Annotated in this window: 18 protein-coding genes and 1 tRNA gene; 9 read left to right on the forward strand and 10 right to left on the reverse strand. The window is 60.6% G+C overall.

The genetic code is table 11. The annotated features are described in order from the left end of the window. Positions 1-175: 175 nt before the first annotated feature. A complete protein-coding gene (infC, locus tag PH552_RS18345; RefSeq protein WP_037149235.1) occupies positions 176-712 on the reverse strand; it encodes a translation initiation factor IF-3 in 537 nt (178 codons plus the stop codon). Positions 713-989: 277 nt separating this feature from the next. Between infC and PH552_RS18350 the strand changes: the two genes are divergently transcribed. Further along, positions 990-1802, forward strand: a complete 813-nt coding sequence (locus PH552_RS18350) for an alpha/beta hydrolase (RefSeq protein ID WP_113251299.1) — start codon at positions 990-992, stop codon at positions 1800-1802. A gap of 234 nt (positions 1803-2036) precedes the next feature. Then, positions 2037-2636, forward strand: coding sequence for a transglutaminase-like cysteine peptidase (locus tag PH552_RS18355; RefSeq protein WP_112343535.1), 600 nt, complete (start codon positions 2037-2039; stop codon positions 2634-2636). Positions 2637-2757: 121 nt separating this feature from the next. Here PH552_RS18355 and PH552_RS18360 read toward each other — a convergent pair whose 3' ends face one another. Together PH552_RS18360 and mbfA are read right to left on the reverse strand one after the other, a co-directional pair. Continuing rightward, positions 2758-2943 carry a hypothetical protein gene (locus PH552_RS18360; protein WP_112343534.1) on the reverse strand — a complete coding sequence of 62 codons (186 nt, stop codon included), beginning with the start codon at positions 2941-2943 and terminating at the stop codon, positions 2758-2760. A 191-nt stretch (positions 2944-3134) separates the two neighbouring features. Next, positions 3135-4118, reverse strand: coding sequence for an iron exporter MbfA (mbfA, locus tag PH552_RS18365; RefSeq protein ID WP_112343533.1), 984 nt, complete (start codon positions 4116-4118; stop codon positions 3135-3137). A 256-nt stretch (positions 4119-4374) separates the two neighbouring features. Between mbfA and PH552_RS18370 the strand changes: the two genes are divergently transcribed. Together PH552_RS18370 and PH552_RS18375 are read left to right on the forward strand one after the other, a co-directional pair. Further along, the gene (locus tag PH552_RS18370; protein WP_112343532.1) at positions 4375-4842 is read left to right on the forward strand and encodes a group III truncated hemoglobin; all 468 of its coding nucleotides are present in this window, start codon (positions 4375-4377) and stop codon (positions 4840-4842) included. Between the two features lie 201 nt (positions 4843-5043). After that, positions 5044-5802, forward strand: a complete 759-nt coding sequence (locus PH552_RS18375) for a CDP-diacylglycerol diphosphatase (RefSeq protein ID WP_112343531.1) — start codon at positions 5044-5046, stop codon at positions 5800-5802. A gap of 96 nt (positions 5803-5898) precedes the next feature. On the opposite strand, the gene PH552_RS18380 is transcribed toward PH552_RS18375, so the two are convergent. After that, positions 5899-6813 (reverse strand): EamA family transporter, encoded by a 915-nt coding sequence (locus tag PH552_RS18380; RefSeq protein ID WP_183762251.1) that lies wholly within the window; start codon positions 6811-6813, stop codon positions 5899-5901. Positions 6814-6911: 98 nt separating this feature from the next. Beyond that, complete coding sequence (locus tag PH552_RS18385) at positions 6912-7937, reverse strand: histone deacetylase family protein (RefSeq protein ID WP_183762248.1); 1026 nt, start codon at positions 7935-7937, stop codon at positions 6912-6914. 137 nt (positions 7938-8074) lie between these two features. On the opposite strand from PH552_RS18385, the gene PH552_RS18390 reads away from it, so the two are divergent. Further along, on the forward strand, positions 8075-8680 hold the full coding sequence (locus PH552_RS18390) for an HAD-IA family hydrolase (protein ID WP_183762245.1): 606 nt from the start codon (positions 8075-8077) through the stop codon (positions 8678-8680). Between the two features lie 9 nt (positions 8681-8689). On the opposite strand, the gene PH552_RS18395 is transcribed toward PH552_RS18390, so the two are convergent. Both PH552_RS18395 and PH552_RS18400 read right to left on the reverse strand, forming a co-directional pair. Further along, positions 8690-9211, reverse strand: coding sequence for a GNAT family N-acetyltransferase (locus PH552_RS18395; RefSeq protein WP_112343527.1), 522 nt, complete (start codon positions 9209-9211; stop codon positions 8690-8692). A 17-nt stretch (positions 9212-9228) separates the two neighbouring features. Continuing rightward, positions 9229-9801: a helix-turn-helix domain-containing protein gene (locus PH552_RS18400; protein WP_112343526.1), complete on the reverse strand. Its 573-nt coding sequence runs from the start codon at positions 9799-9801 to the stop codon at positions 9229-9231. A 171-nt stretch (positions 9802-9972) separates the two neighbouring features. Here PH552_RS18400 and lepA point away from each other — a divergent pair, with 171 nt between their 5' ends. Continuing rightward, positions 9973-11805, forward strand: coding sequence for a translation elongation factor 4 (lepA, locus tag PH552_RS18405; protein WP_112343525.1), 1833 nt, complete (start codon positions 9973-9975; stop codon positions 11803-11805). Between the two features lie 9 nt (positions 11806-11814). Here lepA and PH552_RS18410 read toward each other — a convergent pair whose 3' ends face one another. Next, positions 11815-12270: a GFA family protein gene (locus PH552_RS18410; protein WP_183762243.1), complete on the reverse strand. Its 456-nt coding sequence runs from the start codon at positions 12268-12270 to the stop codon at positions 11815-11817. A gap of 85 nt (positions 12271-12355) precedes the next feature. Beyond that, complete coding sequence (locus PH552_RS18415; protein ID WP_112343523.1) at positions 12356-13090, reverse strand: type 1 glutamine amidotransferase; 735 nt, start codon at positions 13088-13090, stop codon at positions 12356-12358. Between the two features lie 226 nt (positions 13091-13316). Here PH552_RS18415 and PH552_RS18420 point away from each other — a divergent pair, with 226 nt between their 5' ends. Further along, positions 13317-13610 carry an Rdx family protein gene (locus tag PH552_RS18420; RefSeq protein WP_034514177.1) on the forward strand — a complete coding sequence of 98 codons (294 nt, stop codon included), beginning with the start codon at positions 13317-13319 and terminating at the stop codon, positions 13608-13610. A gap of 21 nt (positions 13611-13631) precedes the next feature. Here the strand turns inward: PH552_RS18420 and PH552_RS18425 are convergent, their stop codons facing one another. Next, on the reverse strand, positions 13632-14060 hold the full coding sequence (locus PH552_RS18425) for a BA14K family protein (protein WP_183762240.1): 429 nt from the start codon (positions 14058-14060) through the stop codon (positions 13632-13634). Between the two features lie 181 nt (positions 14061-14241). Between PH552_RS18425 and PH552_RS18430 the strand changes: the two genes are divergently transcribed. Beyond that, a complete protein-coding gene (locus PH552_RS18430; protein WP_285166209.1) occupies positions 14242-15672 on the forward strand; it encodes a phosphomannomutase in 1431 nt (476 codons plus the stop codon). Between the two features lie 92 nt (positions 15673-15764). Beyond that, positions 15765-15849, forward strand: a tRNA-Leu gene (locus PH552_RS18435). The last annotated feature ends 337 nt before the right edge of the window (positions 15850-16186 follow it).

Genomic DNA, 16186 nt, shown 5'->3' on the forward strand with positions numbered 1-16186 from the left:
TGCCACGGCATGCCCTGCCGGTCAGTTCGGACGCGCGCTTATAACCGCACTCGCCTTGAAGTGCAACGGGGCCGGCGCGGGAATCTTTGCAGATCGATGACAACGCGCGAGCGGCCCGCAAAAAGGAAAAAGCCGCCCAATGGGACGGCTCCGACCTCTTATTTCGACCTGCGCCTCACTTGGGCGCAAGCACCATCATCATCTGGCGGCCTTCGAGCTTGGGCTCGGCTTCGACCTTGGCGATCTCGAGCGTATCTTCCTTGACCTGCTGAAGAAGCTTCATACCGAGTTCCTGGTGGGCCATTTCACGCCCACGGAACTTCAAGGTCACCTTCACCTTGTCGCCTTCCTCGAAGAAACGGCCGATCGCCTTCATCTTCACCTCATAGTCGTGGGTGTCGATGTTGGGACGCATCTTGATTTCTTTGACTTCGACGATCTTCTGCTTCTTGCGCGCCTCGGCGGCCTTCTTCTGGTTGGCATATTTCAGCTTGCCCAGATCGAGGATCTTGCACACAGGCGGTTCGGCATTGGGGGAAATCTCTACCAGATCGAGACCGGCCTCCTCTGCCATTCTCAATGCCTGGTCGGTTGGGACGATACCCATATTCTGGCCGTCAGCTGCAATGAGCTGAACTTTGGGAATGCGAATTTCCCTGTTGGAACGTGGCCCGTCCTTTACGGGCGCATCGGTTTTGAAGGGTCTGCGAATGGTCGTATTCTCCACGAATTGTTTCGGATAGCTGCAGCCTCTCGCTCCCCGCCGGCGCAACTGACGGAAATGTCGTAAAAGCTGTGTTGAAGTCAATAGCATGACAGCAGGAAAAAAGCACCTCCTGCGTGTCAGCAGAGTGTCACGCAGGCGCAGATGCGCCAAGGACACAGTATCGTTCCCCCTTTATATAGAAACTCCAGCGAAAAGATCGAGGATTTTTCAGGTCACGCGGACGCGAATCTGTTCTATAGGGCAGAAAATCCAGGAGCTTTTCATGTCCGAGACAGCCACAGCCATCCAACCGACCTTCCTTCCCGTCGGCACGGGCGAGAACGAACGCCAGATCGCCATCATCCAGCGCGCCGCCGGCAAGGGCGCCAGGAACGTCAGCTTCGTCTGGCTCTCGGGCTATCGATCCGACATGAGCGGTACCAAGGCGGTGGAGCTGGATGCGCTGGCGGCGCGACTGGGGATAGGCTGCATCCGCCTCGACTATTCCGGCCACGGCCAATCCGGCGGCAAATTCACCGACGGCACGATTTCGCGCTGGCTGGAAGAAGCGCTTGCCGTCATCGATCATACGAAGCCGAAGAAGATCGTTCTTGTCGGCTCGTCGATGGGCGGCTGGATCGCGCTGCGGGTCATCCAGGAATTGCGCAAGCGCAGGAAGGCGCCCTCCGTTGCCGGGCTGGTGCTCATAGCGCCTGCACCGGACTTCACCATCGATCTCATCGAACCCAATCTTTCCGAGGTGGAGCGGCGCTCGCTGGAGGAACGCGGCTATTTCGAGGAACCCTCGGACTACAGCCCCGAGCCGAACATCTTCACCCGCGCCCTTATCGAGGACGGCCGCACCAATCGTGTGCTGACCGGCATCATCGAGACCGGCTGCCCGGTGCACATATTGCAGGGCATGCAGGATGCCGACGTGCCCTTCGCGCATTCGTTAAAGCTCGTCGAGCACCTGCCGGCAGACGATGTGGTGTTAACGCTTGTGCGCGACGGCGACCATCGCCTGTCGCGCCCCCAGGATCTGGAGCGCATGCTCGCCGTCGCCGAGACCTTGGCTCTGCATAATACGCCATAAAAACAAGCAGATACGCGCGAAATAGTTCAAGCAGGCATCGCTGCCGGGGTTATATCTACGTGCGTTTCCATAATCATAAGAGGCATGGAATTATGGCAGCTATCCCTTGGATTGTGCCGAAATTAACCATGTGAGCCGGTTCCGGCGTTAACACTTAAGTAACGATTGACTTCCCACGCCCCCCTACATTAACAATTTGTTAACAAATGCAGGGACGATACAAGGATAGTGGGCGTGCGTATTAAGGGCGTATTGATTGCCTTCGCTGCTATAGTTGCGATGTCGTCGTCGGCTGTGCCGGCGCCTCAACAGAGTGCGTCGATGACGGTTGGCAACGTGACCTCCCAGCCGATCGGGCACTACGATTTCTGCCAGAGACATGCCGACGAATGCGGCCCGACCCGCAATGCCGGTCCCCTCGACATGAATGCCGCCTCATGGGCGCTGGTCAGCCAGATCAATCTGCGCGTCAACAAGACCATCCAACCGGCAACGGATATGGAAGTCTATGGCCAGGAAGAATATTGGGAATATCCGAAGACCGCCGGCGATTGCGAGGATTTTGCCCTGCTGAAGCGCAAGCTCCTGATACAGAGCGGCATTTCCGCCTCTGACCTGCTGATGACGGTCGTGCGCAAGCCGGATGGCGAGGGCCATGCGGTGCTGACGCTGCGTACCAAGCAGGGCGATTACATCCTCGACAACCTCGAGGACCAGATCAAGATCTGGAACAAGACCCCCTATTCCTACCTGAAGCGTCAAGCGAGCTTCAATGCCGGGCGTTGGGTTACCATCGAGAACGACAACGACGTTCTGGTCGGCGCCGTCAAGTAAGCGCAAAAGCAATTTGCATCATGCAGCAAGGCCGGCCCATCGGACCGGCCTTTCGCTTTTCATCATTGGTAAAAACGCTCCCTACTCTACGGTAAGGGCGAATGAACTGTCACCACGAACGTCAGCTGTTTTTATGGCTCTGCTGGCCTGCCTTGACGTGTTGCTCGTGAGTGCCGCCGCGGGAGCCGCCAGAGTGCTGCTCGCGCGAGCCGGTGGACGAAGCATTCCTGGTGTTGCTCTCCATGTTCTTGTGGCTCTGCTGGCCAGCCTTCACATGCTGTTCGTGGGTTCCACCTTGGTTTGCCATTGGATTATCTCCTTTGGTTTGCTGTCGAGGCCAAGAGCGGCCTCGTGTTGCTAACCGATGGCGGCGGCAGGCGTTCCGAATTTTAACATTTCGTGAAGATCGCCTATCTCCACTCTGCCCAGGGAGACGAAAGATCACCCATATCTCACCCGCCGACCCTCGCTTGGGCACATAAGCTTGCCGAACGCGTCTCACCCATTTCCGATCAGAATGCCGGCGCCGAGCACGAGCGAACCGCCAAGGACGACCTGGAAGGCCGCGCGCAGGAAGGGAGTCTCCATATATCTGTTCTGGATGAAGGCGATGGCCCACAGCTCGAAGAAGACGACGACGGCGGCGGTGATCGTCGCGGTCCAGAAGTGCGGGATGAGATAGGGAAGCGCATGGCCGAGACCGCCGATAGCGGTCATGATGCCGCAGGCAAGGCCACGCTTGATCGGCGAACCGCGACCGGAGATCTTGCCGTCATCATGCGCCGCCTCGGTGAAACCCATGGAGATGCCAGCGCCGACAGACGCCGACAGGCCGACAAGAAAGGTCTGCCATGTCTGCTGCGTGGCAAAGGCGGCGGCGAAGATCGGCGCGAGCGTCGAGACGGAACCATCCATGAGGCCGGCAAGGCCAGGCTGCACATAGGTCAGCACGAACTGGCGACGCGCCTGGGCATCCTCCTCCTGCTTGACCGTCTCCGGCGTGTGCTTGTCGCCGAGCATACGGGCAACATCCTCATGTCCCTGCTCGGCCAGCGCCAGATCGCCGAGGAGCTGGCGTGTCGAGGCATCGGACACCTGCTTGGCGGCCTCGACATAGAAATGATAGGCCTGCTGCTCCATCGCTTCCGCCTCGTCGCGCATGGCATCGAGCGAGAGGTTCTTGCGCAGCCAGTCCGGCTTGCGCTCGTAAAATCCTCGAACATGCTCGCGCCGGATGAGCGGAATACGCTCGCCGAAACGCTGGCGATGCATGTCGATCAGTGTCTTGCGATGGGTATCCTCGACCTCGGCCATATCCTCGAAAACCTTGGCCGACTCGGGAAAATTGGGGCGCAGAATATCGGCATAGGCGAGATAGATGCGCGAATCGTCCTCTTCGGCGGCGATGGCGATGGCGAGGATCTCCTGCTCGGACAGGGAGGTAAAGGAACGTTTCGACGGGCGGAATAAGCCTAAAAGCATCGGGTAACCTCTTAAATTTAGAATTATTCTAATTCTAAATTGTGGCATTGCGCCGGTCAAGCGCGCATGCGCCGTAAGGAGTGTAAATCGTGTCGGAGAATTCGTCGGCTGCGGCGAAGGTCTACGGTCAAAAGCGAGATGATTTTGACAGAATGCCGCAACGCTTGCATGACGGCTTGGCTATAACAGCGAATTGCATACATAGGGAACGAACGCTGGCCGCCGCGATATCCCGCCGGCGCACCCGGAGACGATTATGGAACAGGAACTACAGGGCCGCGCCGCCCATCTTGCGGGCATCCGTGAAAAGGCCGAGGCGGAAATGGCTCGCATGGGCATCGATGCCGCATTCATCGACAGGCTCGTCGATACATTCTACGGCCGCGTGCAGGCGCATTCACAGCTCGGACCGGTCTTCGACGGACGGCTTGCCGGGCGCTGGCCCGATCATATGGACAGGATGAAGCGTTTCTGGTCGTCGATCGCCTTCAAGAACGGCGCCTATGGTGGCAAGCCGGTACAGGCGCATCTCGGCGTCGAAGGCATGGCGGCCGAGCTTTTTCCGGAATGGCTGGCGCTGTTCTCGCAGACGCTTGCCGATATCGCACCATCGGCGGAAGCAAGGGACTGGTTCATGGCGACGGCCGAACGCATCGCCAAGAGCCTGACGCTCTCGCTCTTCTACAATCCGGCACTGGACGATCCCGCAAGGAAGACGGTTTAAAGTACGTCGCGGGCAGATGAACGGTGACATCGTTGTGGCAAGTTTGCGCCGTAGACGGTCCATGCGCGGTGTTTCATGTTCAACATTTTCTGTTTTGCCAGATAGGACTTCTGGAAATATCAGTGTGCCAATGGGATAAAGCGTCATGAGAGGCAGGTTTTCGGGAATGATCGGCTCCCCAGAAGGAAATCGAAATCACACATGAAGCACCGGCTTGTCGCTCTCTCTATCTCTCTCGGTATCGCCGTCGTCATCATGAGCTCATTCGCCAGCCGCTCCGCTCTGGGGCTGGTGATTAGAGCCTGCGAGGTCAATTCTGCCCTGACCGGATCGCCGTATCCGTGCCTCAAGATAGTTAAAGCCAAGGACCCGTTGTCTTCCTATGTCGTTCTTCGCGAGCCGGCAGACAAAGAGCGGACCATTCTCGCGCCGTTGGCCGATGTGCCCGGCATCGAAGATCCCCGCCTTCTGGCAGCGGACGCACCGAACTATTTCGATGCCGCCTGGAGAGAGCGAGCCGACGGATTGGGTCAGCGCGCCTGGAAGGACTCCTCACGGAATTTCGCGCTGGCGATAAATGCTGCCAATTGGCGCACTCAGGATCGGCTTCATATCCACATGGGATGCGAGACGCCCCGCTTTCGCACATTGCTGAAGACCCATGCGACAGAGATTGGAAGCAGTCGGTTTACAAATTTGAGGACGAAGGCCGGCTGGTGGGCCACATTCCATGCAGCCGATGACCTCTCCGATTTGAACCCGTTGAAGCTTGTCGCAGACGGTGTGGATGGTGCTCGCTCGAATATGGAAAACGTCGTGGTTGGCGTCTTCGGCTCGACATCGCCCGACGGCCAGCACGGCTTCTATATCCTGGCGAGAATAATGGGAGCAAACAAGGTCCGCGGGTCCGCAGAGGATATGATCGATCCCAGGTGTGCACTGGAAGATGCAGCACGGTAGGGGTGATGAACGTCCAGATTTGAGTTCGTGGGGAGGGGTGCTAGCCTCCGCAAACGCGAAGTCTACCAATCGACCGACAAACCAGCCCGCCGCCAATCACCCTTTCGTGGCAAAAACCGTTGCGCCGATGCTGGCAGATACCACGAGCGCCGTGCCGAACATCTGCGATGGCGTCATCGGCTGCGCCAGGATGACAAAGCCGGCAGCGGCACCGATGGCGGGCTCGAGGCTCATGAGGATCCCGAAGGATGAGGTCGGCATGCGTCGCAGCGCCACCATTTCCAGCACATAGGGCAGTAGCGGAACGAGCAGCGCCAGCCCGGCTATTTCGAGGAGACCGAAACCTGTCAAATGCGAAGCGGCGGAGGCATAGCCGAAGGGGGTCGAAACAACGGCTGCAACCAGCAGCGACATGGAAAGGCCTTCGAGGCCTTGAAAGGCATTGCCGACCTTCTTCGTCAAAAGGATATAGCAGGCCCAGCCCGCACCTGCGCCAATGGCGAAGAGGATGCCGGGGAGATTGCCAACCCATGCCTGGCCATCATAGGCCAGGAGCAGAACGCCGATGGCGGCTAAGATCGGCCAGAGAAGCTGACGGCTGAGCCCGAAGCCGAGGGTTGCGACCAGCAGCGGCCCGAGAAACTCGATGGCGACGGCGAGACCCAGTGGAATGCGTGCAATCGCCGAGAAAAAGGAAGCCGTCATAAACGCCGATACGGAGCCAAGCGCCAGCACGCCGAGCCATTGCGAGCGGCTGTAGCTCATGATCTTAGGCCGAACGATCAGCGCCAGCGCGATAGAGGCGAAGACGAGCCGCAGCCATGTGGCCCCCACCGGCCCATAGGCGTTGATGATCGGAGCCGACAAGGCCGAGCCGAACTGGATTGACGACATCGACATCACACACATCAGCACGCCGGCGACAATGCCGCCGGTCGATGGCGCAGCATCCGAATCCGGCATCAGCGCCGCGCCGCCATCGGATCCGCTGTCGACAAGCTTCTGTTCCATAACCACCCCCAACTAGGCGGCGTTTTTAGAGGCGTGACCATGCAGTGGCAAATTCAAACTTTTCATGCTGCGATCAGGTGCCTTGATACAAGACCTGCTCAGGCTTCAAGGCCTTTCAGCACATTGGCGACATTCAGGCCGATTTCCGGTACGCCGTAACCGCCCTCCATGCAGACAAGAACAGGCAGGCCGGCGGCAGCGATGCGCTCGCCCATGCGAATGAAATCCTGCGAGGTCAGCTTGAAGAAGGAGATTGGATCGCGCTCGAAGGTGTCGACGCCGAGCGAGAGCACGATCGCCTCCGCACCGAAGACCTTGATGCGGAAAAGCGCGTCGTCGAGTGCCGCCGACCAGGCCTCCCAGGGCGTGCCGCGCGGCATGGGGTAATTGCGGTTGGCGCCCAACCCATTGTCCTCGCCTTCCTCGTCGGCATGGCCGAGGAAATAGGGAAAGGCGTGGATAGGATCACCATGCAGCGACGCCGTGAAGACATCGCCGCGCCGGTAGAACATGTCCTGCGTGCCGTTGCCGTGATGGAAATCGACATCGAGCACCGCCACCTTGGCCGCACCGTGGTCACGCAGGCGCTGAGCGGCAACGCCGGCATTGTTGATAAAGCAATAGCCGCCGAAGAGATCGAAGCCGGCGTGATGGCCGGGCGGGCGGCAGAGCGAGAAGGCGAAGCGATTGCTTGCATTCAGCCAATCGGCGCCGGTCAGGGCGCAGCGCATCGAGGCAAGCACCGCCTCATAGGACCCCTTGGTGATCGAGGTATCGGCGGCATTGGCATAATGGCCGATCATGCCGACAATATTTTCCGGCACGCGCTGGCTGGTGCGCCTGACGGGAAAGGAATTGGCGATCGCCTCGCCCTTATAACCGGCGGCGACCCAGCGTTCCCAGACGACGCCGAGGAAATCGAGATAAGCGGGATCATGGACCTTGCGCGCCGTTTCCAATCCATAGGCATCGGGCGCGACGACATCGGCGAAGCCGGCCTCCTTGACGGCGGCGAGGATCCATTCGGCGCGGAAGGGTGCTTCGAAGGGCGTGACGAGCTGGCCATCATGCAGCTCGGTCTTTGCATCCCTGAGCTTATGATCCTCCGAATAGATGACCCGCATGTTCACTTCCTCCGTTACCTTGGTGGGGCAAAGGCTTACATGCATCGCGGTAGAGAAAAAAGAGCGGGATGCGGTCTTGAACGCAATCGCAAACGACGACACCTTCCACGCGCGCTTGATGAACTGAGGGCAGCAGCATGAAACTCCTGATGGTCGATGTCGACGGCGTGTTGGTATACGCCCGGCCGAGCGATGGATTGCCGTTGTTCACCTATCTGGAGCGCGATCTAGGCTTGCGGCTCGAGGTACTGCAACAGGCATTCTTCAAAACCTGCTGCGTCGATATCGTCACCGGCCGCGATGCGCTGGAGCCGAAGCTTGCAGAAGTTCTCGGCAGGATCGCTCCCCATCTCAGCGCTCGAACTCTGATCGACTACTGGTTCGAGAATGACTCCCGCCTGGACCACGACCTGCTCGAAGACTTGGCCGCACTGCGGGCCGGGGGAACAAGGATGTTCCTCGCGACCAACCAGGAGCATATGCGCGCCGCCTATCTGATGGGCGAACTCGGGCTCTCCTCCCGCTTCGACGGCATCTTCTATTCCGCCGCCCTCGGCTATCAGAAGCCAGCAGCCGAATTCTTCCGGCTGGCAACCGAACGTGTCGGGATATCCGCAAGCGAGATCGGCTTCATCGATGATGTGGAGGCCAATATCAAAGCCGCACGGCACTTCGGCTGGAAGGCGATGCAATGGACAGCGGGATCGACTTTGCAGGATGCCATTACCGCCTTCTCAGCTTGAATAGCCTTCTCAGGCCGCAATGCGCTTATAGAAAATGGTCGTGTCGCAAAGGCCGCCCTCGGGCCACATCGCATAATCAGGCACCACGCCGACGCGCTGCCAGCCGAGACGCGGATAGATCGCCTCGGCATCGCTGCCGGTCGCGGTGTCGAGCACGAGCAGGGTCTTGCCGATGCGGACGGCTTCGCGCTCTGCCGTCTCCATCAAGAGGCGGGCAAGACCCCTGCCCCGCGCGGAGCTGTGCACCAGCAGCTTTTTCAGATCGCCGCGATGCGGTTGGTTCGGCATTTGCGCGGCACCTACCTGCACCGTGCCGACGACCCTGCCCTCGGTCAGGGCGACGAAAAGCAGCGTCGCGCCGCTTTCGACGCTATCGGCAACACCTTGCCAGTAGGGTAAGGCATCGGCCGTTCCGTAGGGCTGCATGAAGCCGACGGATGCACCGCCATTGACGCAATCGGCAAGCACATCGCAGAGATCCGGCAGAACAATGCGAGCTTCAACAGCGGAGAGAAGACGAATATCGGTCATGAAAAAGATCCTTGGGCTTATGAACGGCCGCGGTCGAGGATGACGCTGTAGCGCGCCGGTACCTCGCCAGGATTATGGAAAGCGTGGCCATCGCCGACGCCCATGAAGAGACAATCGCCAGGCATCAGGCGATGGGCGACGTCGCGGTGCGTCACCTCCATCTCGCCCTCGAACAGCCAGACATGCTGGGTCATACCGGCACTTGCCGTATTCGGCGGGAAGATGACGCGCGCTCCGGCGGGGAAGATGACCTCCACGACATCGACCTTCGAACCCGTTCCCGGCGGCGAGACGGCCCGTCTGACGTAGCCGGTCCCCGGATCGCGCCAGATCGCCTGCTGAGCATGGCGGGCAAGCGGCGACACCTCCTCGTCCTCCTCGGCAAAGAAAGCCGAGAGCGAAAGGCCAAGCGCCGCGCAGAGCCGCGACAGCAGCGAGGCCGTCGGGCTCGCCTCCGCCCGCTCGATGCGCGAGATCATGGCGCGGCTGACGGCCGAGGCATTGGCAAGCTCATCCAGCGTCAGGCTGCGGGCGATGCGCAGTTCCTTGATGCGCGCGCCGATCGCCAGTTCCAGATCATCATCCGCCATGACTCATGTCTCACGCTTCGTGATTCTACTATATGAGAAATACACGATCGCATGATGGAATCAAGTATGCTTCGACATTGCTCGACGGCGAACCGAAAAAGGCTAACATAACGTGAAGATAGCCGCCAAAGCCCCGCTTTTCCGCTTTGCGGCGCGGGGCGGCGCTGCTATATGGCGCGCATGAGCACCAATTCCACCACTCCGCTTTCGCATATCCGCAACTTCTCGATCGTGGCCCATATCGACCACGGCAAATCGACGCTGGCCGATCGCCTGATCCAGACGACGGGCGGCCTCGCCGAACGCGAGATGTCGGAGCAGGTGCTTGATAATATGGAGATCGAGCGCGAGCGCGGCATCACCATCAAGGCCCAGACCGTGCGCCTGCACTACAAGGCCAAGAACGGCGAGACCTATATTCTCAACCTGATCGACACGCCCGGACACGTCGACTTCGCCTATGAAGTCTCGCGCTCGCTGTCGGCTTGCGAGGGATCGCTGCTTGTCGTCGACGCATCGCAGGGTGTGGAAGCGCAGACGCTTGCCAACGTCTATCAGGCGATCGACAACAATCACGAGCTCGTTACCGTCCTCAACAAGATCGACCTGCCGGCCGCCGAACCCGACCGCATCAAGGAACAGATCGAGGAAGTGATCGGCATCGACGCCTCCGATGCCGTGCTGATTTCGGCCAAAACCGGCCTCGGCATTCCCGACGTGCTGGAAGCCATCGTGCACAAGCTGCCGGCGCCGAAGAGCGCGGGTGGCGAAAAGGCACCGCTGAAGGCGCTGCTGGTCGACAGCTGGTACGACACCTATCTCGGCGTCATGGTTCTCGTGCGCATCATCGACGGCACCCTGACCAAGGGCCAGACCATCCGCATGATGGGCACGGACGCGAAGTACCAGATCGAGCGCGTCGGCGTTCTCACGCCGAAGATGGTCGCCGTCGACAGCCTCGGGCCCGGCGAAATCGGCTTCATCACCGCTTCGATCAAGGAAGTGGCCGATACCCGCGTCGGCGATACCATCACCGAAGACAAGCGCCCGACCGCCGAGGCCCTTCCGGGCTTCAAGCCGGCGCAGCCCGTCGTCTTCTGCGGCCTCTTCCCGGTCGATGCCGCCGATTTCGAGGACCTGCGCTCGGCCATGGGCAAGCTGCGCCTCAACGACGCCAGCTTCTCCTTCGAGATGGAATCGTCCGCCGCTCTCGGCTTCGGCTTCCGCTGCGGCTTCCTCGGCCTGCTGCATCTCGAAATCATCCAGGAGCGCCTGGAGCGCGAATTCAATCTCGACCTGATCGCGACGGCGCCTTCCGTCGTCTATCAGCTCACCATGACCGACGGCACCGAGATCGAGCTGCACAACCCGGCCGACATGCCCGACGTCGTCAAGATTTCCGAATTCCGTGAGCCGTGGATCAAGGCGACGATCCTGACGCCGGACGATTATCTCGGCTCGATCCTGAAGCTTTGCCAGGACCGCCGCGGCATCCAGACCGAGCTGACCTACGTCGGCAATCGCGCCATGATCACCTACGACCTGCCGCTCAACGAAGTCGTCTTCGACTTCTACGACCGCCTGAAGTCGATCTCCAAGGGCTACGCCTCCTTCGACTACAGCCTGACCGACTATCGCGAGAGCGATCTCGTCAAGATGTCGATCCTCGTCAATGCCGAGCCGGTGGATGCGCTTTCCATGCTCGTGCACCGCTCCGCCGCCGAAAAGCGCGGCCGCGTCATGTGCGAGAAGCTGAAGGATCTGATCCCGCAGCACATGTTCCAGATTCCGATCCAGGCCGCCATTGGCGGACGCATCATCGCCCGCGAAACGGTGAAGGCGCTGCGCAAGGACGTGACCGCCAAGTGCTACGGCGGCGACGCCACCCGCAAGCGCAAGCTGCTCGACAAGCAGAAGGAAGGCAAGAAGCGCATGCGGCAGTTCGGCAAGGTCGAAATCCCGCAGGAAGCGTTCATTGCCGCCCTGAAGATGGGGGATGAGTGAGGACCAGCCTCACCCCTGCCCCATATACTCCTTCGTCAGCCCCTCATACTCCTCCATCGCCGGCAGCGCGGCATAGCTGTGCTTGGCAGGCGTCGTCACCCATGGCAGCTTTTCGCTCGTCCAGGTCTCCACGAAGGGCGTGAACCAGCTGGTGTCGTCGAGCATGGTGGCGCGGACATTGACGAACCAGTCGACGCCTTCGAGCTTCGTGAACATCCAGCTCATGCAATGCGGGCAGAAATAGTGATGGATGACATCGCCGTGCAGGCCGCCGATGACAGGCTCGCCCTCAGTCACATCGAAACCCTGCGTGGGGATGGCGGCGCTTAGCGAATAGGGACCGCCGGTCATGCGCTGGCAGCCTGTGCAATGGCAGGCCATGGTGAGCATCGGCTTGGCGCTGATCTTCAACCGCACCTGCCCGCAACGGCAGCCGCCCTCGCTCGGTAGTTCCAGCGTGCTCATGATGTCATTTCCTCCCATTTCAAAACTGCCGGTGTATGGCATGTCGCCATCGGATTGATTGGACGTGTCCGATCATCAGCGACCCTCAAGCCTCCGCGGCCTGCGGAAGCTCTGCCTGCACCCTGATCGTCCGCACCCAAGCGCGAGCGATAGCAAGACCCGCCGTCTCAGCGGCAGCGGCGTACTTGGCGACAAGCTCGGGATAGCTCTCAAGCCAGCCGGGCTCCTTGCGCTCGATGGTTTCCCTGAATTCGCCGCGCCAGCGCTCGACCACGGCAGCGTTGGCTTCGAAGTGGAACTGCGTGCCATAGGTGGCGCGGCCGATGCGGAAGGCCTGGTTTCGCGTCACGCCATTGGCCGCGAGGCGCGTGGCTCCATCAGGCAAGGTAAAGGTGTCGGAATGCCACTCGAAAATGGTGAATTCGTCGCCGACATTGGCCAGCAGCGGGTCTTTCCTGCCCTCATCAGTCAGGCCGATCGTCTTCCAGCCGAACTCATGGGCGGTGCCGAGCAGATTTTCGGCCTCGTAGGCACGCGCCAGGATCTGGCTGCCGAGGCAGATGCCGAGCACGGCCTTGTCCTCCCCCTCGAAACGGCGCATGAGCCTCGCCAGCTCCGGCAGATAGGGATGGGTGTCGTCGTCGCGCGCGCTCTGTTCGCCGCCGAGCACGACGAGCGCATCGTGGGATGCCGTCTCCCCGGGTAGCGCTTCGCCGCTCCAGGGGCGAAACCATTCGACGTCGGCCCCGGCCTCTTCGAGCGCAATGCCGAGAGCGCCGAGCGGGGTGTTCTTCATATTTTCGATGATGGCGACGCGCATACCGATGATTCCCAAGCAATGTTACCACCGGAGATGAGCATGAGGCTGCGGGAGAGGCAAGTGGCTGGAGCGTTTCAGCGCTCGACGGAGATGCCGAACCGCTCTGGCCGTCTTTCCCCGTGCAATTCCGGACGGAAAACCGCCTGGCACTCTTCCTGAAATTGCTTTGGCTTGCAGCGGACTAAAGTTGAGCCTAGATCTCAGCAAACAGCGAAGGATCATGACTATGAGCGACAAGCCCAGGATCACCATTCTCTACTGCACCCAATGCAACTGGCTTCTGCGCTCCGGCTGGATGGCACAGGAGCTCTTGCAGACCTTCACCGACAGCCTCGGCGAAGTAGCGCTGATCCCCGGCACCGGCGGGGTCTTCGAAATCCGCATCGACGGCGAGCTGTTGTGGGAGCGCAAGCGGGATGGCGGCTTCCCGGGACCGAAGGAGCTGAAGCAGCGGGTGCGCGATGTCATCGATCCCGAGCGCGATCTCGGCCATACCGATCGCGCATCGCTGGAAAGCTGAGCCGATTTCGCCGCCGAGCTGTCAGTCGAAGGGCGCGCGGCACGGCTGGAAGCCGCGATTGATCGTGGAATAGAGGTTGGTGCCGGGATTGTACGTCCGGTAGCGTTCGGCGCACCATGTCTGATGCCGCGTGCGCTGCTGGGCCGGCGAAGGATAGACCGTCCTCGGCGGCGTATAGGTTTCACGCGGCGGAATCTGAACTCGCGGAGCGTCGTAGCGGTTGACCCCGCCGGTATAGGGCGGCGCAATCGGCAGCGGCTGGCCGGGGCGCGTGTAAAACTGCCGCTCCCCGAAGCCGAAGCAGCCCCGGGAATCGCAGATGACGGAATTCGTGCTGCGCGGCGGAATGACGATCTTCGGGGAATTCGAAGCGGCAGCCGCAAAATCCGCCTGCGCCAGCACGGCGAGTGCAAGAACATATCCGAGCGCGATCCTGCCGCAAACAGTCATGATAAACTCCTATCCGCTCCGCGGCGAAACCGCATGCTTTTCGCGGCAGCCGTTAACCTATCTGGGGTCGCAGGCAAGGTAAAACCAGTGCTACCGCCTCTCGCGGCCAACTGCTCGCAATCAGTTGATCGCCGACGCCGCTTGCTCCATAACAGCCCGATCATTGCTAGGGAGATTGCCTGTGAGCAGCTTGAAATTCGGCACCAGCGGCCTTCGCGGCCTATCCGCAGACCTCATCGGACGGGCATCCGCTCTCTATGCCACCGCCTTTGCCCGCTATCTGCTGAAGAGCGGCCATGCTAAATCGGGCGATCTCGTCCTCGTCGGCCGTGATTTCCGCGAATCGAGCCCGGCAATCTCCGCCACCTGCATCGGCGCGCTGAAGAGGGCGGGCCTGACGCCCATCGACTGCGGCACCTTGCCAACGCCGGCATTGGCGCTTTACGGGCTTCAGCTGAAGGCGGCCTCGCTGATGATCACTGGTTCGCATATCCCGGCCGACCGCAACGGCATCAAATTCTACCGGCCGGACGGCGAGATCGACAAGCGCGACGAAGTGGCGATCAGCGAGGAGGCGCTTGCGATCGGCGATTCCGTTCTCGACGAAACGCCAGCCACGGCGGAAAATCGCACGGCGGAGACCGCCGTACTGTTCCTGGAGCGCAATAAGAGCCTGCTGCCGTCAGGCAGCCTCGCCGGACTTACCGTCGGCGTCTATCAGCACAGCACGGTGGCGCGCGATCTTTTCGGTGAGGTGCTTTCGCATTATGGCGCCCGCGTCGTGCCGCTCGGCCGCTCGGAGAGCTTCATTCCGGTGGATACCGAAGCGGTCTCGCCCGAAACGATCCGCCTCATGAAAGGCTGGGCACCGGAACAAGGGCTGGATGCCATCGTCTCAGCCGATGGTGACGGCGACCGGCCGCTGGTGGCGGATGAGACCGGCGAGCCGCTGCGCGGCGATCTGCTCGGCCTCATCGCCGCAAACTTCCTCGGCGCGCAGGTGGTGGTCACCCCGGTTACGTCCAATTCTGGCATCGAATCGGCCGGCTCCTACTCCGTTATCCGCACCCGCGTCGGCTCGCCCTATGTGATCGCCGGCATGGACGAGGCCGTTGCGGCCGGCAAGGCCAATGTCATGGGCTTCGAGGCCAATGGCGGCACGCTGACGGCCAGCCGCCGCAGCGTCGAAGGCAAACCCTTCGAACCGCTGCCGACTCGCGACAGCTTCCTGCCGATCCTCGCGACGCTTTATGCCGCCGCAAAGGCGCGCGAGCCGCTTTCGGTGGTTGCCGGCAGCTACCGCCTGCCCTTTGCCGCCGCCGACCGCCTGGAGAATTTTCCGGTCGAGACCAGCGCAGCGCTGATGGCCTATCTGCGTGCTTCCGACGCCAATCTCGCGGATTTCCTGAAACCGATCGCGACCGTCGCGTCCAAGAGCGACATCGACGGACTCAGGGTCACGCTTGTGGATAACCGAATCATCCATTTCCGCCCTTCCGGCAATGCGCCGGAAATGCGCTGCTATGTGGAAGCTTCGACCGAAAGCGAGGCAAAGGCCCTGCTGGAACAGGGACTTGGCCTCATCAGCGCATGGGCTGCAGCCCGGGTTTGACCCGGGCTTCAGCCGCTTTTTTCGCGATTGACACTAAAACTTCAAAAACCCTGTTGACACCGGACGGCCACCCCCTTACATGCGTGTCCGTCGCCCAGATGGCGGAATTGGTAGACGCGCAGGTTTCAGGTACCTGTGCCGCGAGGCGTGGAGGTTCGAGTCCTCTTCTGGGCACCATTCCATTTTTCAATCGGTTTTATCCGATGCGGATTTTTTTGAATCCGTATGATGAACTCATTGAGATCTCCCGCAAAATCGGAAATCTGTATGAGGTTGTGTCAATCTGTTTCTTCGGGACGGATTGCAATCACTGCCAACCCACAGCTCCGAATACCGTCTGAATTCACCGTCAAATTCCCGGCCGTGCCTCGGATCCCGTCGCTTTAGCGAGGATGCGTGAAAAGAGCTGCAGGCTTGCCAATTCAATCGGCCTCTACCTGCCGGTGAAGCCCTCGGACGCGGAGAGTTGGCGCCATGACGACGAGCGCCACGAGAAACAGAAAACCTGTACCTT

Origin of the sequence: Rhizobium aureum (assembly GCF_030182495.1) — a bacterium.
In the GTDB taxonomy this organism is placed as follows: domain Bacteria; phylum Pseudomonadota; class Alphaproteobacteria; order Rhizobiales; family Rhizobiaceae; genus Rhizobium; species Rhizobium tropici_C.